The 23,161-nt window shown below is 38.7% G+C and carries 22 protein-coding genes; 7 read left to right on the top strand and 15 right to left on the bottom strand.

The features are described 5' to 3' along the window. Position 1: 1 nt before the first annotated feature. Both ACLNCP_RS04420 and ACLNCP_RS04415 read left to right on the top strand, forming a co-directional pair. On the top strand, positions 2-1,486 hold the full coding sequence (locus tag ACLNCP_RS04420; RefSeq protein ID WP_000743580.1) for a DUF1846 domain-containing protein: 1,485 nt from the start codon (positions 2-4) through the stop codon (positions 1,484-1,486). Positions 1,487-1,580: 94 nt separating this feature from the next. After that, a complete protein-coding gene (locus ACLNCP_RS04415; protein ID WP_084947948.1) occupies positions 1,581-2,063 on the top strand; it encodes an S-ribosylhomocysteine lyase in 483 nt (160 codons plus the stop codon). Between the two features lie 59 nt (positions 2,064-2,122). On the opposite strand, the gene ACLNCP_RS04410 is transcribed toward ACLNCP_RS04415, so the two are convergent. The 5 genes from ACLNCP_RS04410 to rsmH form a co-directional block, all read right to left on the bottom strand. After that, positions 2,123-4,228: an ATP-dependent Clp protease ATP-binding subunit gene (locus ACLNCP_RS04410; protein ID WP_261066940.1), complete on the bottom strand. Its 2,106-nt coding sequence runs from the start codon at positions 4,226-4,228 to the stop codon at positions 2,123-2,125. Positions 4,229-4,675: 447 nt separating this feature from the next. After that, the gene (gene mraY / locus ACLNCP_RS04405; RefSeq protein ID WP_070528730.1) at positions 4,676-5,656 is read right to left on the bottom strand and encodes a phospho-N-acetylmuramoyl-pentapeptide-transferase; all 981 of its coding nucleotides are present in this window, start codon (positions 5,654-5,656) and stop codon (positions 4,676-4,678) included. A gap of 1 nt (position 5,657) precedes the next feature. Beyond that, positions 5,658-7,910, bottom strand: coding sequence for a penicillin-binding protein PBP2X (gene pbp2x, locus ACLNCP_RS04400; protein WP_424844082.1), 2,253 nt, complete (start codon positions 7,908-7,910; stop codon positions 5,658-5,660). Positions 7,911-7,913: 3 nt separating this feature from the next. Then, positions 7,914-8,231, bottom strand: a complete 318-nt coding sequence (ftsL, locus tag ACLNCP_RS04395) for a cell division protein FtsL (RefSeq protein ID WP_000227824.1) — start codon at positions 8,229-8,231, stop codon at positions 7,914-7,916. A gap of 9 nt (positions 8,232-8,240) precedes the next feature. Next, positions 8,241-9,191 (bottom strand): 16S rRNA (cytosine(1402)-N(4))-methyltransferase RsmH, encoded by a 951-nt coding sequence (gene rsmH / locus ACLNCP_RS04390; protein ID WP_054362533.1) that lies wholly within the window; start codon positions 9,189-9,191, stop codon positions 8,241-8,243. A gap of 165 nt (positions 9,192-9,356) precedes the next feature. Between rsmH and ACLNCP_RS04385 the strand changes: the two genes are divergently transcribed. From ACLNCP_RS04385 to ACLNCP_RS04365, 5 genes are read left to right on the top strand one after another with little or no spacing between them, the layout of a single operon-like run. After that, complete coding sequence (locus ACLNCP_RS04385) at positions 9,357-9,551, top strand: helix-turn-helix transcriptional regulator (protein WP_001082471.1); 195 nt, start codon at positions 9,357-9,359, stop codon at positions 9,549-9,551. Positions 9,552-9,566: 15 nt separating this feature from the next. After that, the gene (locus ACLNCP_RS04380; RefSeq protein WP_261240851.1) at positions 9,567-10,109 is read left to right on the top strand and encodes a DUF3278 domain-containing protein; all 543 of its coding nucleotides are present in this window, start codon (positions 9,567-9,569) and stop codon (positions 10,107-10,109) included. Positions 10,110-10,119: 10 nt separating this feature from the next. After that, entirely contained in the window at positions 10,120-10,446 is a 327-nt protein-coding gene (locus tag ACLNCP_RS04375) for a hypothetical protein (RefSeq protein ID WP_023946653.1), read from the top strand. A 26-nt stretch (positions 10,447-10,472) separates the two neighbouring features. Next, positions 10,473-11,051, top strand: a complete 579-nt coding sequence (locus tag ACLNCP_RS04370) for a DUF3278 domain-containing protein (protein ID WP_261095711.1) — start codon at positions 10,473-10,475, stop codon at positions 11,049-11,051. Further along, the gene (locus tag ACLNCP_RS04365) at positions 11,048-11,524 is read left to right on the top strand and encodes a glutathione peroxidase (protein WP_084888155.1); all 477 of its coding nucleotides are present in this window, start codon (positions 11,048-11,050) and stop codon (positions 11,522-11,524) included. The genes ACLNCP_RS04370 and ACLNCP_RS04365 overlap by 4 nt, the downstream gene beginning before the upstream one ends. Before the next feature lie 142 nt (positions 11,525-11,666). On the opposite strand, the gene ACLNCP_RS04360 is transcribed toward ACLNCP_RS04365, so the two are convergent. The 10 genes from ACLNCP_RS04360 to ACLNCP_RS04315 form a co-directional block, all read right to left on the bottom strand. Next, positions 11,667-11,960 carry a DUF5960 family protein gene (locus tag ACLNCP_RS04360; protein ID WP_000196991.1) on the bottom strand — a complete coding sequence of 98 codons (294 nt, stop codon included), beginning with the start codon at positions 11,958-11,960 and terminating at the stop codon, positions 11,667-11,669. Then, a complete protein-coding gene (locus tag ACLNCP_RS04355) occupies positions 11,953-12,315 on the bottom strand; it encodes a hypothetical protein (RefSeq protein WP_000567217.1) in 363 nt (120 codons plus the stop codon). The genes ACLNCP_RS04360 and ACLNCP_RS04355 overlap by 8 nt, the downstream gene beginning before the upstream one ends. Further along, positions 12,312-13,727 carry a Y-family DNA polymerase gene (locus tag ACLNCP_RS04350; protein ID WP_000540268.1) on the bottom strand — a complete coding sequence of 472 codons (1,416 nt, stop codon included), beginning with the start codon at positions 13,725-13,727 and terminating at the stop codon, positions 12,312-12,314. The genes ACLNCP_RS04355 and ACLNCP_RS04350 overlap by 4 nt, the downstream gene beginning before the upstream one ends. 3 nt (positions 13,728-13,730) lie before the next feature. Further along, positions 13,731-14,417 carry an XRE family transcriptional regulator gene (locus ACLNCP_RS04345; RefSeq protein ID WP_261053364.1) on the bottom strand — a complete coding sequence of 229 codons (687 nt, stop codon included), beginning with the start codon at positions 14,415-14,417 and terminating at the stop codon, positions 13,731-13,733. Between the two features lie 371 nt (positions 14,418-14,788). Next, entirely contained in the window at positions 14,789-16,198 is a 1,410-nt protein-coding gene (locus ACLNCP_RS04340; RefSeq protein WP_424844098.1) for a peptide MFS transporter, read from the bottom strand. 433 nt (positions 16,199-16,631) lie between these two features. Beyond that, positions 16,632-18,845 carry a TIM-barrel domain-containing protein gene (locus tag ACLNCP_RS04335; RefSeq protein ID WP_424844081.1) on the bottom strand — a complete coding sequence of 738 codons (2,214 nt, stop codon included), beginning with the start codon at positions 18,843-18,845 and terminating at the stop codon, positions 16,632-16,634. Then, positions 18,842-19,486 (bottom strand): DUF624 domain-containing protein, encoded by a 645-nt coding sequence (locus ACLNCP_RS04330; RefSeq protein ID WP_424844080.1) that lies wholly within the window; start codon positions 19,484-19,486, stop codon positions 18,842-18,844. The genes ACLNCP_RS04335 and ACLNCP_RS04330 overlap by 4 nt, the downstream gene beginning before the upstream one ends. Before the next feature lie 204 nt (positions 19,487-19,690). Beyond that, complete coding sequence (locus ACLNCP_RS04325) at positions 19,691-21,256, bottom strand: sugar ABC transporter substrate-binding protein (protein ID WP_424844079.1); 1,566 nt, start codon at positions 21,254-21,256, stop codon at positions 19,691-19,693. Between the two features lie 9 nt (positions 21,257-21,265). Further along, positions 21,266-22,162 carry a carbohydrate ABC transporter permease gene (locus ACLNCP_RS04320; RefSeq protein ID WP_424844078.1) on the bottom strand — a complete coding sequence of 299 codons (897 nt, stop codon included), beginning with the start codon at positions 22,160-22,162 and terminating at the stop codon, positions 21,266-21,268. Positions 22,163-22,179: 17 nt separating this feature from the next. Next, positions 22,180-23,097 (bottom strand): ABC transporter permease, encoded by a 918-nt coding sequence (locus tag ACLNCP_RS04315; protein WP_000861541.1) that lies wholly within the window; start codon positions 23,095-23,097, stop codon positions 22,180-22,182. Positions 23,098-23,161: the final 64 nt, after the last annotated feature.

Here is a 23,161-nt window from a genome sequence, read left to right as displayed (position 1 = left end):
AATGAAAAAACAAGCTTTTAGTTCTGAACAATATTTGAATCTACAGCGCGACCACATTTTGGAGCGCATTAACCAATTTGACGGCAAGCTCTACTTAGAGTTTGGTGGCAAAATGTTAGAAGATTTCCACGCCGCTCGTGTCCTTCCTGGTTATGAGCCTGACAACAAAATCAAGCTCTTACAAGAATTGAAAGAGCAAGTTGAGGTTGTGATTGCTATTAATGCTAGCAATATCGAGCATTCCAAAGCACGTGGTGACTTGGGCATTTCTTATGACCAAGAAGTTCTTCGTTTGATTGACAAATTCAATGAATTGGGAATTTTTGTTGGCTCCGTTGTCATCACACAGTACGCTGGTCAACCAGCTGCAGATGCCTTCCGCAACCAACTTGATAAAAACGGAATTGATTCTTATCTTCATTATCCAATCAAAGGATATCCGACGGATATGGATCACATCATTTCACCCGAAGGAATGGGGAAAAATGACTACATCAAAACCAGTCGTAACTTGATTGTCGTAACCGCTCCTGGACCTGGTTCTGGAAAATTGGCAACGTGTATGTCCAATATGTACCACGACCAAATCAATGGCATCAAGTCTGGCTACGCTAAATTTGAAACCTTCCCAGTTTGGAATCTTCCCCTTCATCATCCAGTCAACTTGGCTTATGAAGCTGCTACAGCTGACCTTGATGATGTCAACATGATTGATCCTTTCCATCTTCAAACCTATGGAGAAACCACTGTCAACTACAACCGTGATATCGAAATCTTCCCAGTGCTCAAACGTATGTTGGAACGTATCCTTGGTGAATCTCCATACGCTTCACCAACAGACATGGGTGTCAACATGGTTGGTTTCGCTATTACAGATGATGAGGCTGCTATCGAAGCTTCTAAACAAGAAATCATCCGCCGTTACTATCAAACTGTTCTTGATTTTAAAGCCGAAAAAGTTGGCGAAGCTGCTGTCAAGAAAATCGAGTTGCTTATGAACGACCTCGGTATCACACCTGCAGACCGTAAGGTTGCTGTTGCTGCACGCCAAAAAGCAGAAGAAACTGGCGGACCAGCTCTAGCCCTTGAATTGCCAAATGGGGAAATTGTCACTGGTAAGAACTCAGAACTCTTTGGTCCTACAGCCGCTGCTCTTATCAACGCCATCAAGAAATCAGCTAACATTGCCAAGGAAGTAAAACTAATCGAGCCTGAAGTTGTTAAGCCAATCCAAGGTCTTAAAATCGATCATCTCGGTAGCCGTAATCCACGCCTACATTCAAATGAAATTTTGATTGCACTTGCTATCACAGCTACAGAAAATCCTGATGCTGCTCGTGCTATGGAAGAACTTGGCAACCTCAAAGGAAGCGAAGCCCACTCAACCATCATCTTAACCGATGAAGACAAGAATGTCCTTCGTAAACTGGGTATCAACGTAACCTTTGACCCTTACTACCAATACGACCGCTTGTATCGTAAATAAAGATTTCAACCTCTCCAACCTCGGAGAGGTTTTCTCTCTGCCTCAAGAGCCGGCTTTATGTTATAATGAAAGAAGAAAACTGAAAGGATTTACCATGTCAAAAGAAGTTATTGTTGAAAGTTTTGAACTTGACCACACTATTGTTAAAGCACCTTATGTCCGCTTGATTGGGGAAGAAACAGGGCCAAAGGGAGACATCATCTCCAATTATGATATTCGCTTGGTACAACCAAATGAGGACTCTATCCCTACCGCTGGCCTTCACACCATTGAACACCTCTTAGCCAAACTCATCCGTACCCGAATTGACGGTATGATTGACTGTTCGCCATTTGGCTGCCGTACAGGTTTCCACATGATTATGTGGGGTCGCCATACCAGCGCCGAGATTGCAGCTGTTATCAAGGATTCGCTCAAGGAAATCGCTGAAACTACTACTTGGGAAGATGTCCCTGGAACAACCATCGAATCTTGCGGAAACTACAAGGACCACAGCCTTTTTTCTGCTAAAGAATGGGCTAAACTCATCTTGGACCAAGGAATCTCAGATGATGCCTTTGAACGCCATGTGATTTAAATACAAAAGGAACCAGTTTTTTCAGCTGGTTCCTTCTTTTTTATTCTCAAAATCTTGAGTTAGGCTTTTTCACGAATAACTAAACCACCATCTTCCATATCTGCTTCCAGATGTTTGGCATCTAGATGATCCAAGTGGAAGTCTGTCACTTTGTCACGGATTTGTTGTTCAACTACCCGACGGAGTGGACGAACACCCATGACTTCGTCATAGCCTTCTTCTGTGATATAGTCTTTAGCTGCTTGACTGACTACCAAATCAATGTCTTTCTTAGCCAAGGTTTGGTTAACTTCAGCCAACATCAAATCTACAATCTTAGAAAGATCGTCCTTCGTCAAGTGTGAGAACTCGATAACTGCGTTAAAGCGGTTGAGGAATTCTGGACGGAAGAATGGTTTCAAACGGTCCATCAATTCTGGTTTGTCCGCATCTTCTGTCAAGTTGGCTTCATAGCCAAATCCAGCATTTGATGTTGCGATAATAACAGTGTTCTTGAAGTTCACCGTATTTCCTTGACCATCTGTCAAACGACCGTCATCCAAGACTTGGAGGAGAAGAGTGATCACTTGAGGATCAGCCTTTTCAATCTCGTCCAAGAGAATGATAGAATAAGGATTGCGACGCACACGTTCTGTTAAGGTATTGCTATTGTCATCATAACCCACATATCCTGCTGTTGTACCAATTAGCTTAGAAACGGCTGTGCGGTCACTGTATTCAGACATATCCAAACGAATGATTGCGTCCTTGGTTCCAAACATATCTAGCGCCAATTGTTTAGCAAGTTCAGTCTTACCAACCCCAGTTGGACCTACAAAGAGGAAGCTACCGATTGGGCGATTGCCTTCATCGAAACCAGCACGGTTACGACGGATGGCACGAGCTACAGCTTCAACTGCCTTGTCTTGGCCAATCACCTTGTCTTGCAGACGATGAGCCATATCTTTCAAACGTTCGATGTCTGATGCTCCCATTTGTGACACTGGGATACCCGTCATTCGTTCCACAGATTCAGCCACATCGTTGACACTTGCAGTCACCTTCATATCTTCTGTATGGTTTTCGATTTTCTTTTCCAATTCTGCAATGCGTGTTTTATAGTTTAGAGCTGCTTCAAAATCTTCTGCCTCAACTGCTTTTTCTTGCTTGTCTTTTTCTACCTCAATTTCACGTTCAACAGCATGAACATCTGTTACTGGATGCTGAGCTGCCAAGTGAGCCGCCGTAACATCGACAAGGTCGATAGCCTTATCTGGCAAGCTACGTTGAGGAATATACTGAACAGAATAATCAACGGCAGCTTTTAAGACTTCATCTGGCAAAATAACATTGTGGTGTTGTTGATAGAGATCACGAATTCCTTGAAGGATTTTAAAAGTATCCTCTGCTGATGGAGCATTAACCTTCACTTCGTTGAAACGACGAGCAAGGGCTGCATTTTTCAAGATAGTATTACGGTATTCATCTTGAGTAGTTGCGCCAATCACTGTCAATTCTCCACGTGAAAGAGCTGGTTTCAAGATATCAGCAAGACCTTTAGATCCTTGACCATCACCTGTGCTACCAGCACCAAGAATTTGGTGAATTTCGTCGAAGAAGAGGATAATATTTCCAGCTTCTTTGACTTCGTTTACCAAGTTTTGAATGTTTTCTTCAAAGCTACCACGGTATTGAGTACCAGCTTCAAGTCCAGAAATATCAATAGAAATGATCTCTTTGTTCTTGATTGCTGCAGGAACGTCGCCGTTCACGATAGCTTGGGCCAATCCTTCTACTACTGCAGTTTTACCAACACCAGCATCACCGACGAGAACTGGATTATTCTTTGTGCGACGAGAAAGAATTTCAGAAGTTTCTTGGATTTCTTTATTACGTCCAATAACCGGATCTAACTTACCTTCACGTGCTTCTGCAGTCAAGTTTCGACCTAGTTTTGCAAGGACACCGTCTTGTTTCATACCTGAAGACTGTTGTTTCATTTGTCCATCAGCTTCTGCATTTCCTGGCAATTGACCCGTTGCACGATAGTGAGCGAACTCTTCAGGCGTTACTTCACGGCCGTTAATCAAGTAACGACGGTTTTCTGAACTATATCCACGCATACCACCCATCAATTGGTTAAATAAATCATCCATGTTGTTAAAATTATTAAAGTTGTTGTTCATATTCTTTACCTCTTTTTGTTATTTATTATTACTGATATTGACTATCTTTGACTTTTTCTTTAAAAAATTTAGACTAGCTAAATCGCTACTCTACGTACTATTTCTGGTTTTTCTTTTTCAAGCAGGAGTAGACTATCTTTACTTCTAAAGATTTCTAGATTAAACATAGACCCCACCTCTTTCTATTTTACTTTAAATAATACTCTTCGAAAATCTCTTCAAACAACGTCAGCTCTATCTGCAACCTCAGAACAGTGTTTTGAGCAACCTGCGCTAGCTTCCTAGTTTACTCTTTGATTTTCATTAAGTATAAGTGTTCTAGTAAGGCTTTCATTTACCTTACGTTCATAATATACTACATTAGTCAGAAAAGGTCAAGAGATTTGACTTTAATTGACCAATATTTTTTAGAATGCAAAAACACCCTGAAATATCAGGGTGCTATTCTTACATCAAATACAAAATTGCTAGGGTCAGGAGACTTGCTAGAAGTCCCACTCCCCAAAAGAAGAAGTCGACCTTCCACTCGCTCCAAGGATTTCCTTTACCAGACAATCCTCCAAGCTCAAAATGGTGATGGACAGGTGTCATACGGAAAATACGTTTACCACCAGTCAGTTTGAAATAGCCGACTTGCATCATGACTGAAGTTGTTTCAAAGACATAAATAATTCCGATAATCAAGAGAGTCCATTCTTGGTGGAGAGCCATAGAGATAGCTGCCAACATTCCACCGAGAGCCAAACTTCCCACATCCCCCATAAAGACCTTGGCAGGCTTATGATTAAAGACGAAGAAGCCGAGCAAGCCACCAATCATGGCTAGAATCACCAGAAGAATATCCATCTGACCTTGCACATAGGCAATAACTCCATATGCAGACAAACTAATCACGACTGAAATACTAGCCAGACCATCAATTCCGTCTGTCAAGTTGACTGCGTTTGAAAAACCAACTAGCCAGAAAAGGGCGAAGACAATATAGAAAATCCCTAGATGCACTTGGTAACCAAAGACTGAAAGCATATCGCCACCGCGCTCATAGAAAAGGTAAAAAATGACACCACCTAGAAGCTGAAGAGCCAATTTCTGCTTGGGATTTAGCCCCTCATTGATTTTGCGGAAGACCTTGAGGAAGTCATCTAAAAATCCGATTAAACCATAAAGAACCAAGATGAACAAAATCATTCCCACATTATTGCTGAGTTGGTTACTAAATAGGGCAAGAAAGAAGGCAACTAAAACAGAAGCAATTAAGAAAACCAAACCTCCCATTGTAGGAGTCCCAGCTTTTGCCTGGTGCTGTTTAACATCCTCATGCATCTGCTGGCCTGTAATTTGCGCCTTTCTATAAAATTGGATAAAGGCCGGAATTCCTACTAAAGTTAGTAAAAATGTCACAATTCCAGCACTAATAGAAATAAACATATTAGTCTCCTAAAGTTAATTTAATTTTTTTAATGTTTTTGATAGCTGTATTAGTCCGAACATCTTGCTTCTGTACAACAGAACCTGACCCTTCAAATTCCAGCTCGATATCCAACCATTTAGCAAAGGTCTCAGCAGTTTCTTTTTTCCAGCCATACATGTCTGGAATTTCTTCTACCTTATCCGATAAAAGGAGAACTTGTCGGTTTGGTGCAAGATTGGTCCCTTCTTCTACAGAAGTCTCTTTAATCTTTGTTCCAGTACCTACAACGATTGGTTGCACAATATTTCGGCGTAAGGCTTCCGCCAACTCACCAGGTGAAATATCCTTGATGCTAGGCATTGCATAAGAAGACTCTGTCGTAACTTTATCTAAATTCTTGGCTGGAGATTGAAGATTGAGAGATTCTTTCATAGCTGAAGCCCGCTCCAAGATTGGGTTGGCAAATTCTCCCAACTGGATACCTGAATAATGTTCAGGCTGTTGAACCGTTACATACAAGATAAAATCAGGATTTTCAGCAGGGTTCATAGCCACAACCGAGAAAATGTAGTTGGTAGAACCAACCAAGTAGCCTCCATTTTTCTCGTCAGCGATTTGGGCTGTACCAGACTTGAGGGCTACATTTTGACCTGGAACATTGACAGTTGCTTTTCCTGTACTATGGTTATACATGGTTCCATATCTAGGGTCTGTTCCTACTAAGACCATATGAGTACGAGTTTGGCTAGCTGCATCTTTCGAAACGGGATTTCCTACAATTTCTTTTTGAGATTTACGAACGGTTTGATCATTTGGATCATACAAGGCCGTAATAAATTTAGGCTCTAGCATGACGCCATCGTTGGCAATGGCTGTAAAAGCACGTAGCATCTGGGTCTGCGTTACAGAAATCCCTTGCCCAAATGAGCTTTGAGCAATATTGACAATATTATCAGCTGGAAGTTGACCAGCGTATTCATCTGTCAAACCAAAGCGAGTTGGGACCCCAAATTTAAAGCGGTTTAGATAATCCAACCAAGTAGCATCTCCCATTTTTTGTTCAAGAAGACTCATTCCAACATTACTGGAGAGAGCGAAACCTTGTAAGAAAGTCATCATCCCACCAGTAGTCAAACCATCATTAACATCCCAATCTCGAATCGTTACATCCGCTATTTTTAATTCACTGCTATTGAAGTATTCTCCACCTGGGAAAGTATTATTATCAATAGCTGCTGCTAGCGTCATGACCTTCATAGTTGATCCTGGTTCATAGTTACTTTGATAAAGAATATCACGCCAGACAAAGTCTTTAGTGATTCCTTCTTTAGTGTCTGCATTAAAGGTAGGGCGTTGGGTGGTAGCGAGGATTTCACCGGTCTTGGCACTGACCAAGGTCGCGGTCATATACTTACCTTTTACTTTTTCTAGAAAGGCATCCATCTGAGTTTCCATGAAAGATTGGAGCGGGCTAGACAATGTTGTATAAACATCCTTGCCATCCACAGTTTGTTGCGACACCTGTTCTGTTCCTGGTACGATATTTCCTACACGGTCTTTTTCATAGGTAATAATACCGTCTGTCCCAGCAAGAATGGTATTTAACGAACTCTCCAGACCAAAAGTTCCTAATAAACTCTTACTGCCATCCTCATTTTCATGGAGTTGAGCTAACCCAATAAAACTAGAAGCAAATTGTCCATTTGGATAGCTTCTGTTAGGGCTAGTTGTAAAGTCAATCCCTTCCACACTAGCATCTTTCAAATCTTTTTTAATAGCCATCATATTGGCATAGGTAATCCCATTTCCTTTTGCTCCAAAGGAAACTTGAGTCAGGTTTGGTTGAGCCAGTTGCTCTTTCACATAAGCTTCATCCATATCCAAATACTTATGGAAGATTTCAGCTACCTTATTAAACTGCGAATCCTCTACATAAAGAATTTTACCCGTTGCTGACTTGTATTTTTTATCAATAACAGCATAGACGTTATAAGAGGTTGCATCTTCAGCGATAGGCACTCCATTTCGGTCATAGATAGTTCCGCGTTTAGCAGGTACTGTTCGAGTTGTTTGGTGAACCTTCTTAGCTTCTTTTACCAAGTCAGTACCAAATATATTACCTTTTGCGATAATATAAGCAAAATTGGCCAAAAAGAGACCAAAAAGGGCAACCGCTACAAAGCTGAGGTACTTGCCAACTATCCTACGGTTTTTTGCTGGAGACTTACGATTTTTTATCGCAAATCGGGTTATTTTTTCTGTCCACTTCATATCTTACTCCGCTGTTCGGATATTTTCATTATTCAATTTCAAATCTTTTTTATCTGCAATTTCTTTCAAGCGCTCTGAACGAATCAATTCATTCACTTCCTGCTTAGCATCATCGAGCTCTGTCTTCTTCTCCTCTATCTGCGCATTTATTTTTGTCAAATCACTTTGCACTTGCAAGAGTCGTGTCTGCATAAAGATAATGCTCACTGCTAAAACGAGAGCCGTAAAAGCGATGGAAAGATAAAAAGCCTTCTCCACACGTGAGAATTTTTTTATACGATTCTGCAAGAATTGACTGGTTGTTTCTTTCTTATCTACCATTTTTTCCTCTTACTTGTGAATTTTTCTGGCCACGCGCAACTTGGCTGAGTGCGAGCGGTTATTGGCTTCTAATTCTTCTGCGCTTGGCAAGATTGGCTTACGGGATACCAATTCCATCTTGGGCTTGAGATCATCTGGGATGAAAGGCAAGCCTTTGGGGACTTCCACTGTTGAAGCCTCCTTAAACAACTGCTTGGTCAAGCGGTCTTCCAAGGAATGAAAGGTAATCACTGAAATTCTACCATCCAGAGCCAACATGTCCATGGCCTGCTGGATGGACTCATCTGCCGCTCCCAGTTCATCATTAACTTCAATTCGAATAGCCTGGAAAATCTGCTTGGCAGGATGCCCCTTCTTCTTGAGTTCCTTGGCAGGCTTGGCTGACTTGATAATTTCTGCCAGCTCAGTCGTTGTCTCGATTGGCTTGACTTCACGTACCTGTTCAATCTTACGCGCTATCTGTTTAGAGAATTTGTCCTCGCCATACTTGAAGAAAATACGAACCAAGTCATGATAGTCATAGTGGTTCACCACTTCATAGGCTGTCAGACTAGCATCCTGATTCATGCGCATGTCTAGTGGTGCATCCTTTTTATAAGAAAAACCACGCTCACGCTGATCCAATTGAGGACTAGATACTCCCAAGTCATAACAAATTCCATCAATTTCCTGAACACCAGCTTCGCGCAAACGTGCCTGTAAATGACGGAAGTTATCCTTTATAAAAGTCACCATCCCTTTTTCGATATAGGGTGCCAAGCGTTTTTGCGCATTGTCAATGGCATTCTGGTCCTGGTCAAAGGCATAGAGATGGCCTTTTTCACTCAATTTACTTAATAAATATTCGCTATGGCCCGCTCCACCCAAAGTCGCATCAACGTAGATACCGTCAGGCTTTACGTCGAGCATATCAATCGTTTCGTGGAGTAAGACCGTTACATGATGAAATTCTTTTGTCATATCTTATCTATTTTACCACAAATCCGACTAGCTTGCACTAGTCAGACAAATAGGTCAAAAAAAGTAAGATTTCTTTAAGAAATATGTCAAATATGCTTGACATCCGCTCTATAGAAGAATATAATATAGTCAAATATATACGACACAATTCAGAAAGGAGTCCAGATGAATCGTGTGAAAGAATTTCGCAAGGAATTGGGTATTTCCCAGCTCGAACTCGCCAAGGATATCGGTGTTTCGAGACAAACCATCAATATGATTGAAAACGACAAGTACAATCCAACCCTGGAACTCTGTCTCAATCTCGCCCGCAGCCTCCAAACTGACCTCAATAGTCTCTTTTGGGAGGATAATTTTTAAAAAAGGAGCCAACTCATGAAAAAAGAAACCTTCACTGAAAAACTCATCAAACGCACATACGGTATTTCTGGTCCCCTTGACGAATACAAACGGCGTGAGGCCGATCGTATTGGGAACCAAGTCTTTATCATCCTCTTTTATCTGATGATTTTCGGAAATCTTATTCCGCTCCTTCTGGCCTATAAATACCCTCAAGAAGTGGCTCTAATCTATCCTCCTCTGATTCTAGTGATTGCCCTCATCGCTGCTGGCTATGTCACCTACCAAATGAAAAAAACAGGGATTACAGCTATTGATCCAGATATGCTGAATGAGAAAGAAAGCCAGCAACTATACTACCCAGGTCTTAAAGCAGGTTTGTTCTTTGGTCTATGGATGTTTTTTATAACTCCTCTTCTCAGTATACTCATAGGTGAAAGTCCGGACTATTTTAATTCTCTTCTCACTATAAGAAATGGTGTATCAAGCATTCTCGGTTCTATCTTCTTCGGAGCGAGCATACAGTTCCTCATTTCCCGTCGCATTGCAAAAACTAAAGAAGAGCAAGATGAGGATTAGGAGGTGCCCTATGAAATCACTAGTAACTTTACTTACCTATCATCTTTTGTTCAGTTCTCTGCTCATCTTCATCATCGTTTCAGGGAACTTGCCAATCTACGATATAGTCTTCCTTCCAGTCTTTGTTCCAGCACTCAACAAAGGATTGACTTATCTAAAGATTGACTCCCAAAAAACGCGCATACTCAACTTAGCACTATTCTTTATGATTCTATCCTTACCACAACTGACGCTCATTTCAATCAATTGGAAATATTATATACTGCTAACTATCGCTATCCTTTCTTCTATTACTTATCTTTATTATCTCTATCAATTCGTAAAAGAAACAAAATAACATCGTTCATTTAGGAGAAATCACCCATGAAAAAAGAAGACTTAACAACTCGCCTACTTCGAAATTTCTTTCATATCCAAGGGCCTTTTGATGAATGCCGTCAAGAGGTTATCTACAAGGCTTGCGCCCGTTCCATGATCCAAATCTTTTACTCTTCCTTCATTCTCTTCCTATTCTATATTTTGTTCGGAAGCTTTATAGAAATTGTTCGAAATGTTATGCCCTACATCTATTTTGGACTCATTTTGTTCATGAGTATAAAAGCTCAAAAAGCCGTCCAAGAGCTTCATCTTGAAAAGGATGACAAATCAGAAATCATCCTCAAAACCTACAGCAAAGCCCAAATCAAATTCCGAAGCTGGATTGTGTTTATCGTTATTCAGATCGGCCTCTTTACCTTACTCATCTTTCATAAAGTCTTCGTTCAGCAGATGTCCCTTTCAGATTTTGTGAAGTTGCTCATGCAATTCGATAAAAGTGTTCCTTTCCTGATGTATGGCCTCATTATAGGTAGCATTTTTGGAACTCTGACCTACGGATTTCTATCCCTACAGGAGGAGAAACCTCCTAAAAATACCAAACAGAAGGAGAAAAGCAAGCAATGACTTCACTATACGATTTTTCAGTCTTGAACCAAGACCATCAAGAAACTCCACTAGAGACCTATCGTGGTAAGGTTCTCTTGGTTGTCAACACTGCTACTGGATGTGGTTTAACGCCCCAGTACCAAGGACTTCAAGAACTCTATGATCGCTATCAAGAACAAGGTTTTGAGATTTTAGACTTCCCTTGCAATCAGTTTATGGGACAAGCACCAGGCAGAGCAGAGGAAATCAACACCTTCTGTAGCCTACATTATCAGACCACCTTCCCACGTTTTGCCAAGATAAAGGTCAACGGTAAGGAAGCAGATCCTCTCTATGTTTGGTTGAAAGAACAAAAATCTGGCCCACTGGGAAAACGAATCGAATGGAATTTCGCTAAGTTTCTTATCGGTCGTGATGGTCAGGTCTTTGAACGCTTCTCTTCAAAAACAGACCCAAAACAAATTGAAGAGGCGATACAAAACCTACTATAATTTCACAATCTCACTATTATTAGTTCTCCTTTAGCCTAAGAATAGTGGGATTTTTTGATGGGCTTTGACTTGAATAGGAAAACACCCCATGATATGAACCATGAAGTGTTGTAAAAATGATACATTCATAGCAGACAAGGCACTACTGACTGCTATTCTTGACTCCTGAATATGTATAGGTCCTATTTCTAGGACACGCTTTTTCCGTTACCACCCTAAAATAAAAGCTATGCTCCCGCCCATCCTTGGCATTTTCCTTGTTTAAGACAAAGTAGTTTTTCTGATTCATCGCCATGGTTCGTAGAATGTCATCAATCAAGAAAGTCAAGGGTACGTTCATGGCAGAGTATTTTTGAAAATCCTCTTCAAAATGAATATAGTTATCTGAAAAATAATCCATCTGCAGTTTGTTTTCATACAGCTCTTTTCTAGTCATAAACTCCCTCCTCCCACAGCCGAATTTCTAGGATATCTGCAACCTCTATCAACCTATATCCCTCGTTTGTCCTAATAGATAGAGTCTGAGGTGATAACTCTCTCACCACACCGATGATGGTGATTTTCTGCTTCTTTTCCTTTACCACAAAACTTCCCTTAAGTTGGCCAACATAAAGCTGAGAAAGCAAGTGCAACTTCTCATCTGGAGTCAAATCCGTCGAAAAATCAACACGGCTTTTTTCTTCACTGAGCGAACTGGTGTGTTCTGAGAGGTAAAATCCCATCCACTTCTGCATACCTGGATCTTGATAATCTCGCGCGGATTGAAAGGGTAAATAAGAACGATCAATCATTTTAATTCATCTAATCCTCCAGCAGAATGGCCCCCAATCAGCTTGCTTCTAGCAAGACTACGAGAGGCTTCTTCCAGTGCGTTGGCTTTTAAGAGAGAAGTAAAACCAAATTCTTCCCGAATGGAGTCAATAGCCATCTGGAGCCTTTCTTCTTTTTCTAACTTGTCAACATCATCAAAGAGGGAAATCAAGCTAAAGGACTCATCCACAAATCCTGAATAGTTAACTCCGACGCTTCTGACTGCTCCAGAAGTGTATTTGTTATGAAATAACTTCAAAACATAATCTATTAAGACAGCGGTATTATTAGTAGGTTCGACCTTCATTTGTGTGTGAATAGACGGTCTAACTTCCTGTTTAGAGAAACCGACATAGATAGAGACAAGGGTTGTTTTCTTGCCAGACCTTCTCAATCTAATAGCCACCTGCTCCGCCATTTCTCGAAGAATAATTTCAATATCCCGTAGCTTCACGTAGTCTCTCGGCAAGATTTGAGAATTCCCCAAGCCCTTGGATTTGGCTTTATAGGGCTTATGAACATTGCTCTCATCAATCCCATTGGCATGAAACCACAAACGCAGACCAGCCTGACCCAGAGCTTTCTTTAACTGGTCTGGATTGCTGGTTGCCAATTCCTTGATGGAAAAAATCCCCAGAGCATGCAAGCGTTTCTCCATCCGCCTGCCAATTCCCCAAAAGTCGGTCATCTTGGGAATGGACCAGACCTTCTCTTCCACATCCTGGTAAGACCAGTTGGCCCTCATGGTCGGAGTGTGCTTGGCCTCATTATCCAGAGCCAACTTGGCCAGTAAGGGATTGGCATTGGACATACCCACTGTAGAGTAGATTCCTGTCTGCCTCCAAATATCCCTCTGGATGCAAGCAGAAAGCATATCCAGCTTGTCTTTGCGAGAGAGATTCTTGTCTGGGATGAAATAGTTGAGCGAACTAGTCAGATCAATAAAGCCCTCATCGATAGAGTAGGGATAAATATCATCTGGACTACCATAGTTTTGAAAGATTCGCTGGATTTCCATATTGACTGCGATGTACTCATCCATCCTGGGTGGCACAATCAAGGTCACTTGAGCCCAATCTTCGATGTAGCGAACATAGTCCGAGTCAGTCGGTAGCCCTTGCTTTCGAGCATTGTAATAGGAAAATTTTCGCGTTTTGATATCAAAAGGCAAATCATAGGCCCGACCAACATTTGACTTGCCAAAAATCTTCTTAAACAGGGGAGAGGAGGCTAGGATAAGACCAGTTGAATTATCCGCGCGACTCATGACACAAAGCGAAGTCTTCAGCGGATGCAAGCCCCTTTTCACGCACTCAACACTGGCATAAAAGGATTTCATATCGACAAAAGCAATGTCACTTTTGGGCTCTCTGGAATAATCAAAGTAGCCCATTGACTAGCCCTCCATCGGCACAAAATTCCCAACGATAATGCCAACAATCCGAGGATCTTCCTCATAGGAGATGAAAATATCCTGGTATGTAGGATTGATAGAGACCAGACGCAATCCATTCTCCTCTCGATAGACCCGTTTGATATAGGTCTGGTTGTTGCAAACCACTGCATAAACCGCTCCATCATAGTCAAATCCTGTCTCTCTAATCAGAGCTACTGAACCATTTTGGTATTTAGGTTCCATGGAGTCCCCAGACACCCATGACGCAAAATCATGAGCCAACTCCTCATTAAAGTAAACCGTATCAAAATTCTGATCATCGTAGACCGAAGCCCCAATCCCTGCTGACATGCGTTCATAAACACGGTACTCGTAGAGGCGCTCTGGCATAGCTGTCACTTTCTGGGCTTGCTCCTCTTGAGATAGGTTGCGAGCATAGAGAACAACCTTCTCCTGACCTTGCTTAGAGAGGCTATGGTAGAGACGGACAATCTCGATCTGAGTAAAATATCCTTTTGGTACTTTTAAAATATTCTCTAGCTGGGCTACCTTCTCCTTAGACGGTTCTTTGATTCCACGTTCCCAAGCTGAGTAAGCTTGGAAACTAATCCCAAGTTGCTCTGCAATTTCCTTCTGTGTCAGTTTTAACTCTTTCCTCCGAGCCTTCAATTTCTCTGGCTGATACATACTTCACCTCCTATTATGATGCTTTAATGGACATTATCTCCCTTAGAAAGACTAATCGATGCTTGAATCCATACTTTCAAAACTCAACCAATATGGTTTAGTTTTATTATATAAAAAAAGTAGACAAATGTCCACTAGGAAAATCAGAAACATCGTGAGTTTTATACTCAATGAAAATCAAAGAGCAAACTAGGAAACTAGCCGCAGGCTGTACTTGAGTACAGCAAGGCGACGTTGACGCGGTTTGAATTTGATTTTCGAAGAGTATTAATCAAACTAAAAGGACCTAGCCCTATACAATACAGAACTAAATCCTTTGAATAAATAATTGATCTAACTTTTAAAATCCCTACAGAAATTCCAGTTTTTCTCTATTTGATACCAGACATTAGTTTTTCAATACGTGGAACGTAGAAGAATAAGATAATACTGAATACAATCGTAATTCCTCCAACAATTCCATAGTAAGCGACTTCAGTTTCGTTTGTATAAAATTTTACAATTTGAGCATTGATAGCTTGGGCAGCTGCATTACTCAAGAACCAGATAGACATCATTTGTGCTTGGAAGGATTTTGGTGCTAGCTTAGTAGTGACTGATAGACCAATAGGCGAAATCAACATTTCCCCCACAATCACAATAGCCCAACTCATAATCAACCAGAAAGGACTGACCTTAACATCTGTCCCAAAGAGCATTCCTGGTAACATCATCCACAAGAAGGATAGACCTGCTGCTAATAAACCGTAAGCAAATTTCTTAGAAGAGGACGGTTGCTTTTTACCCATTTTCCCCCACAACCATGCAAAAATCGGCACATAAATCATAATGAAAAGTGGATTAATACTTTGGAAAAAGCTAGATGGGAAATGAATCTGATTCCCAAATACATTAAAGTAAAGTCGAGTTTGATCATCCGCAAATAGAGCGAGAACAACAGACCCCTGCTCCTCAATAGACCAGAAGAGTACTCCAGCGATAAATAAAGGAATGTAGGCAAATACTCGGGATCTCTCAGTAGCAGTTATTTTCTGACTAGATAAAATTTTGAAGAAATAGTAGATTGGAATGATTACCGCAATCACTGTAAAGATATTAACAATCATATCCACGTTAAATTGGTGAGTAAAGACTAAGCCTATAATCACCAGGATAATCATGACAAGTGTAAGTAGCAAGCGTTTAATCAAGGTCTGCTGGTCCTTCTGTGAAAGTGGATCAGTGGGGTAAAGACTTGCTTCAGGCAGATATTTCTTCCCATCTAAAACATACTTCACCAGACCAAAGAACATCCCAATGGCAGCTAATGAGAAACCTAGATGGAAATTGACTTCCTGACCTAGATAACCTACTAAATAAGGGGCAACGAAGGCACCTAAGTTAATACCAAAGACAAAGATACTAAAACCTGCATCACGTCTATCATCCTCTTTCTCATAAATCCCACCCACCATATCTGAGATATTGGGTTTTAAAAATCCAGTTCCAAAGATAATCAAGGCAATAGAAAGATAGAGAGCCACTTGTCCAAAAGGTGTTGCCAAAGCAATATGCCCTAGCATAATCAGAATCCCACCGTAAAAGACAGTCTTACGACCTCCTAAAATACGGTCACTGACAAAACCACCGATAACCGAGGACAAAAATACCAGCGAGCCATAAATAGCCATAACCGATGCAGCTGTGGTCTTATCCATTCCCAATCCACCATCTTGCACACTATAGTACATATAGTAAAGTAGGATAGCTCGCATCCCATAGTAAGAAAAGCGTTCCCACATTTCTGTAAAGAAGAGGGTGGACAAGCCCATAGGATGTCCAAAAAATGTTTTCTGTTTTTCCATATATATTCTCCTTTAGCGATATAATAATTCATTTTACAGAATTTTCAAACAAATCCTGTTTGTTTTAGAAAATTTTCTGAAAAAATCACACGTCTCATACTTAATTCCATCATAAAAATCCATTTCAGACTAACTTCCACTTCGGTCAGGCAAGTGGAAGTTACTTTGAGAAATCACCTTTAAAAATTTGCTCTTGTTTAGTTTAAAAAATATTTCAAAACTTGAAACTTACTTATCTTATCCTCTCCTCTTCAGTAAACAAAAAACATCCCTATGCCAAACTTGTAATTACTAAAATACAAGCCAATAAGCATAGAGATGTAAAACTGTTACACATTAAATAATAGAAATTGTGTACGAAATGTCTCAATTAGTTTTCATTAGTAAATATCACTTCCAACAAACGCCCTCTCAATTCCTTATCCTGATGATGCAAGATATTCATTAACTCATGAGAGTTTTTCGCATTGATGAATTGATTTAACAATCTATCTTTTAATTCATATGGAAGAGAAGCCGTCTTTAGTAGTCTAAAAACTTCATCATTTAGAGATGGCATTTTATTTTCTTTGCATTCAAATCTAGCTGTATCATTCTTATTTGGCAATTCAATTATAGACACATTCGTTCCTTTAAAATGGATTCTATGTCTTCTATTACTTGGAACGATACTAGAATCTCCTTGTAATGCTAACTCTACCATTCCCTTTTCCCAATCAATCGATAATCTTGTTTTATATCTTTGACCATTTTGATCTTCAATCATTTCAAAAGAATGTTGTTTGCCTGGGAATACATACCAATCTATAACTTCAGGTAAATCAACACCCATATCTATCTCAGAACCAACCAAGGGAATGATTGCACCACTTTTTGCAAACACAGGTATAGCCGAAATATCCCTATAAACACTTAACTTCACACCACCTGTATATTTTTTCTCTGAAAAGAAGTCATACCATTCACCTTCAGGGAACCAAACATCTACTTTTGCAGATTGGAATGCCAAATCCATCTTTTCTACAATGGGAGCCACCATCAGTTCTGTTCCAAAAAAGTATTGATTTGGAACATTATAGCTCTCATCATTCTCTGGGTAGAAATAATACATTGGACTAATTAATGGGGCACCTTCTTCATGTGTCTTTACATTCATAGTGTATAGATATGGAATCATCTGATGTCTCAAACGAAGGTATTTCTTCATAATCTTAGATGTTGTTTCTGAAAAAAACCAAGGTTCTTTACTATTAAAGGGACTTCTAGAACTATGTAATCGAGTAATCGGACTAAAAACACCAAACTGTAGCCATCTAGTTTGTAACTCTTCGTCATAATCCCCCAACATGTGTCCACCGATATCATGACTCCACCAACTATAACCGATATTAGATGCTGTCGCTGTAAAATAAGGTTGAAATCTTAACGAATTCCAACTAATAATGGTGTCACCTGAAAAACCAACAGGATAGCGGTGACTTCCAGGACCTGCATACCTTGATAAAATCAAGCCACCTTCCGAATTTTTACAACTATCCTGATAGTGATAATGGTTTAAAAGCCATAGTGGATCCAACATACCTTGTGTCCCTTGTTGCCAGTCAATCCACCAAAAATCTACTCCCTGCTTTTCTAGCTCATAATGAACATCTTTAAAGTAGGCTTCCCTAAAAGAGGGATTAAAAAAATCAAAAATGGCAGGTTCTTCTAATTCTACATTTAACCCTAATCGTTTGGCGACTCGCGGGTAAGCTTCTTCATAAGCCCGTATACCATCAGCAGGATGGACATTTAAGGAAAGTTTTAACTTCCTATCATGAAGTTCTTGCAATAACTGTTCTGGATTAGGTATTAAGTTTTTATTCCAGCTATATCCTGTCCAGCCACTTCCAAAACGAGATGGAATGTCAGTTATATGCCAATCCATATCTAAAACACCGATAGATAATGGAATTTTCTCTGTTTTAAATCTGTCTATTAAATTCAAATATTCATCCGACGTATAAGGCCAATACCTACTCCACCAATTACCTAAAGCATATCTTGGTAACAAAGGTGTTGATCCAGTCAAATGGTAAAAGTCTCTGATTGCTCCCCTATAATCATGCCCATAGGCAAAGAAATACAGGTCAATTTGATTTTCTCTCTCAATATAACCAGACTGTTCATCCCAAATAAATCCTTGAGAATCATCCAATAAGGCTATACCATTTCGGCTAATAATTCCATCTTCTAACGAGATTGCTCCATCTGCCTTATCCAGAGTCCGAGCTGTTCCTTTTAACGTTTCAATAGACTCACCAAAATACCAGCGACTACCATATACGGCAAAATTTCCTTTTAATTCTATAAATAAATTTTCGGCGTTAAATTCTCCTTTATTAAAGTGCAGATGAAAATAGTCCGTCATAATATCTAGTACGTTTGATGTCTCGATATAATCTAACGAAACTTGGCCAAAATCTCTATTGTAGATAAGTTGTGTCGTTCTATCCTCAAAACTTCCAGTTTGAGAGTATTCTAACCTTACTAGCTTGTCTGTTAATACAGAGATTCGATAAAACTCTCCCTTAAAAATTTTCAATTTGTTGTCCTCCTTTTAGTAAATTTCTTTACCTTATCAAACATTTTATTTGTTATCGTTACATTCATCAATCCACAAAAAGCAAATCCTCCAAATGTAAATACGTAAATAGCTGTTAAAACTCGTTCTGGACTACTAAAACTCATATACAGTACAGAAATATTAAATAAAACCAAAATGATAGCTTGCATTGGATTTAAAATACAAATTAATACGCTATTTACAATACTATTTTTTAGATTATCTTTAAATAGACCAATATAGGGAAAAACAACACTCATAAAAAGTATTATAACAAATAAAAAGGGCAACACTAACAATAAACTATACTCTGAAAATAAACTTGAATAGCCCCAAAGACAATAGTTCACATATAAAAGTAATTCTATTAGGAGGATAAACAACCAAATAAAGGTTGATTGTTTTAAATTTTGTCTAAAGATCCGAAAATAATGATAAGCAATATCGGTATCTTTACCTTTTAAAATACGATACCACATTGTCGTAAGAGAAGTTAGTGATGCCCCAATTGTAACTATTGGAATACAACTAACAATAAATAGAGTATTTAAAATAATTAAATCTGTCAAAAAAGTTAAAATTCTAACCACTTTTCCATCTAATGAAAATAATTTTTGCATAATATATTCTCCATAAAATCAATCGTCTTAACTCTATATTTTAGAATGTCAGTTGCACAAAAATATTACCTAAATTATTTAAAAAACATTTCCAAATTTCTTTAAAAATTAGAATAAAGGAAGCGAGATAATTTGATGTTATCAGTCTCGCTTCCTGTAATTAGCTAGTCCCTTGTTTATACAACCAAGAGTTCATATAAAATATTACTCTTTGACTTCTTTTTGGTAACGATTATATGCTTCCTGTTGAATCTTCATAAATTCGTCCAATCCCATATTCTTAAGAGTTTCTTTGTATGAGTCCCATTCTTTTTCTATGCCACCTTCAACTACCCATTTAGATGCTTGTTGTTTGACATAAGATTCAATACTCACATAGATTGATGATAATTTGTTAAGCTCTTCTTGTGAATAGATAACATTAGGGTAAGCTGGCAACGCAAATTGTTTCAAATCTTGGTCCATCTTCAATTTCAATCCATCACCTTGTGTTTGATCGATTTCTACGCGACTATTGATATCATCGCTTACGTATTTAGGTCCAAAATCTCGAAGTGAATTGATCCATGCATACTCGTCGGCTGATTTACCATCTTTAGGAGGTAACACTTTAAACTTATCACCATTCTTTTCAGTAGCTATTCCAAATGATCCATAAAAATTCTGAATACTTGCTTCATCTGTATATAATTTATCCAACCATTTCAATAATTTAGCAGGGTTTTTGCTCTTATTTGTAATCAATATTTCATTTCGACCATAGTTGTAATGATCTGGATCAGAAAAGACATATTGTTTTCCATCCATACCTTTTAAAGCAGGTAGAGCAATATACTCACTTGAATGTAAGCCAAACGTTGCATCTGCTGTCCAACCACTAGAAACACCTACTCTAGATACTCCCTTATCCATACGTTTTGCTACACTCATAGAGGTATCTTCTGTAAAGATTTCCGGGTCAATCAAACCTTTTTTATAAGATTCGTGCATTGCTGCAATCCCTTGTTTATAACTTTCCTCTGTACGAAGGTAGACTGGTTTTCCATCTTTTACAGACATTTCATACGTATTATCTGCACCTAAACGATTATTGAACGGTAGAATATATGAGAATGTTGGATCAAAGTTTCCTGCTCCGAATGGAATTTCATCAGAAGCGTCTCCATTTCCGTTCGCATCTTTATCCTTAAATTCTTGTAGTACTTTTACTAAATCATCATAAGTTTCTGGAACCTTTAATCCTAAATTATCCAGCCACTTTTTATTAATAAATAGCTGATTAGCTACCGTAGGGCGCATCGGTAATTTTTTAGGCAGACTGTAGATATGACCATCTGGTGAAGTAATCATAGCTTTAATCTTAGGTTCTTTCTCCATAGCCTTAGTTAAATTTGGCATGTTTTCTTTGATTAAATCTTCCAATGGAATAAATAAAGATTGGTTCTGAGCAATTTCTGAATCTGTAAAAGCATTTGAACCTAAAAATGCATCTGGTAAATCTCCACTAGCAACCAACACAGATTTCTTATCTGCCCAATCTGCAGCTACAAGTGTATCCCATTTAACATCAATACCTGCTTCCTTGGCAGAATCTGTTAGAAAACCTTTATGATAATCTTCCCCCCAGTCAGACCAACGAACAGTTGTGATTTTATAAGAATCTTCTCCAGACTTATCGTCCTTATTCGCATTATTAGAATTTGCACAGGCTGTTAAGCCAGCAAGTGTAACTGTTCCTAAGAACAAATATGTAAATGATTTATTTTTCATGTTTTTCTCCTATTCTTTCAACGCGCCAATCATTACGCCTTGATTAAAATATTTTTGAACAAAGGGATACAACAACATAATCGGAGCGGTTGAAATAACAATTGCTGCATATTTCATCATATCAGCCTTGATACGAAGATCTGATGCCACTTCTCCTGTTGCTTGCGATTGTAACATTTGATTACTAATTAGTAAACGTCGTAAAATTAATTGCAATGGCTGTAAATTTTCATTCGTTAAATAAATTAAAGCATTAAACCACGAATTCCAAATACCAACTGCAGTCCAAAGTCCAATAACTGCTATAATAGCTTTTGATAACGGAACAACTATTTTAATAAAATAACGAATTGTACCACAGCCATCAATTTGCGCAGCCTCCCACATCCCGTCTGGAATACTATTATTAAAGAAAGTTCTAGCAACAATAATATTGTATGATGAAACTGCAAAAGGTATTACCATTACCCAAAATGTATCAATCAAGCCTACATTCTTTACTGTTAAGTAGGTAGGAATCAAGCCACCTGATACAAACATAGGAATAATGTATAGAATGCTCATCCACTTTCTACCAACTAATTCTTTTCTAGATAAAGCATAACCAGCTGGAATATTGACTACTAAAGCAACTAAGGTACCAACAACAGTATATAAAATGGTATTTAGATAGCTACGCAAAAATAAAGGTTGTTGAATAAGACGTAAATATCCATCTAATTTCCATTCTCTAGGAATAAACCATACCTTCCCATTTGAAACATCTGAAGGATTGCTAAAAGATGCAATCACTACAAACCATAACGGATAAACAATTAACAAGATAAGGAAAATTGCTAAACCATAGGTAACTATATCAAATAATAATTCAGAGTTTGTTTTTCTTGATTTATGAAACCATCTCACTTTAAGCACTCCTTCCTTTAAAAAAGACCCGTTCTAGTATATCTTTTTGAGAACCAGTTAACAGATAACAAAATTATTAGATTGACTACGGTGTTAAATAACCCTATAGCTGTCGAATAACTATACTGAAAGTTCACCATACCAACTTTATAAACATAGGTCGAAATTATCTCACTTCCTGCTAAATTAAGAGGATTCTGTAATAGTAACACTTTCTCAAACCCTACACTTAATAAACTACCTGCTCTTAATATTAGTAAAATCATAGCAGTCGGCAAAAGTAATGGTAATTCTATATGCCGAATTTTTTGTAATCTAGAGGCACCATCCATAGTTGCAGCCTCATAATATGTAGGATCAATTGCAGAAAGGGCTGCTAGATAAATAATACTATCCCAACCTATATGTTGCCATACATCACTCCAAACATACACACCTGCAAAATTAGTAGGTTTTGATAAAAAATCTGGAATAGTAATTCCAACAGACTTAAATACATTCGCTAACAAACCGCTAGTAGGAGATAAAAATAAGATAATCATCCCACACATAACCATTGTAGAGATAAAATGGGGTAAGTAAGTTGTCACTTGAAATATTTTTCTAAATTTCCCAACTCTTAACTGATTACTAATGATAGCTAGTATAATAGGTAAGGGGAATCCTACTACAATACTATAAAGTGAAATTTTTAATGTATTGAACATAGTTGTCCCGAATTGGAATGATGAGAAAAATTGAGTAAAGTACTTAAACCCTACCCACTGACTAGCAAAGATACCATTGGCTGGTGAATAGTCTTTAAATGCAATAATTAATCCCAACATGGGAATATAGGAAAATAAAATTAATAGCAATATTGAAGGAAAAAGTAATATATATAACGGAATACTATGCTTTAATTTTATTTTATGAAGTTGAGATGCTACTTTCATTTTTTTCCTCCTATTTGTTTTTCTACGATTATTTTACACCATATAGAATTCCCTTAATATAACT

The sequence above is a fragment of the Streptococcus sp. CL6.35 genome (assembly GCF_049737915.1).
Lineage (GTDB): Bacteria > Bacillota > Bacilli > Lactobacillales > Streptococcaceae > Streptococcus.
This window is presented reverse-complemented; position numbering and strand designations above follow the sequence as displayed.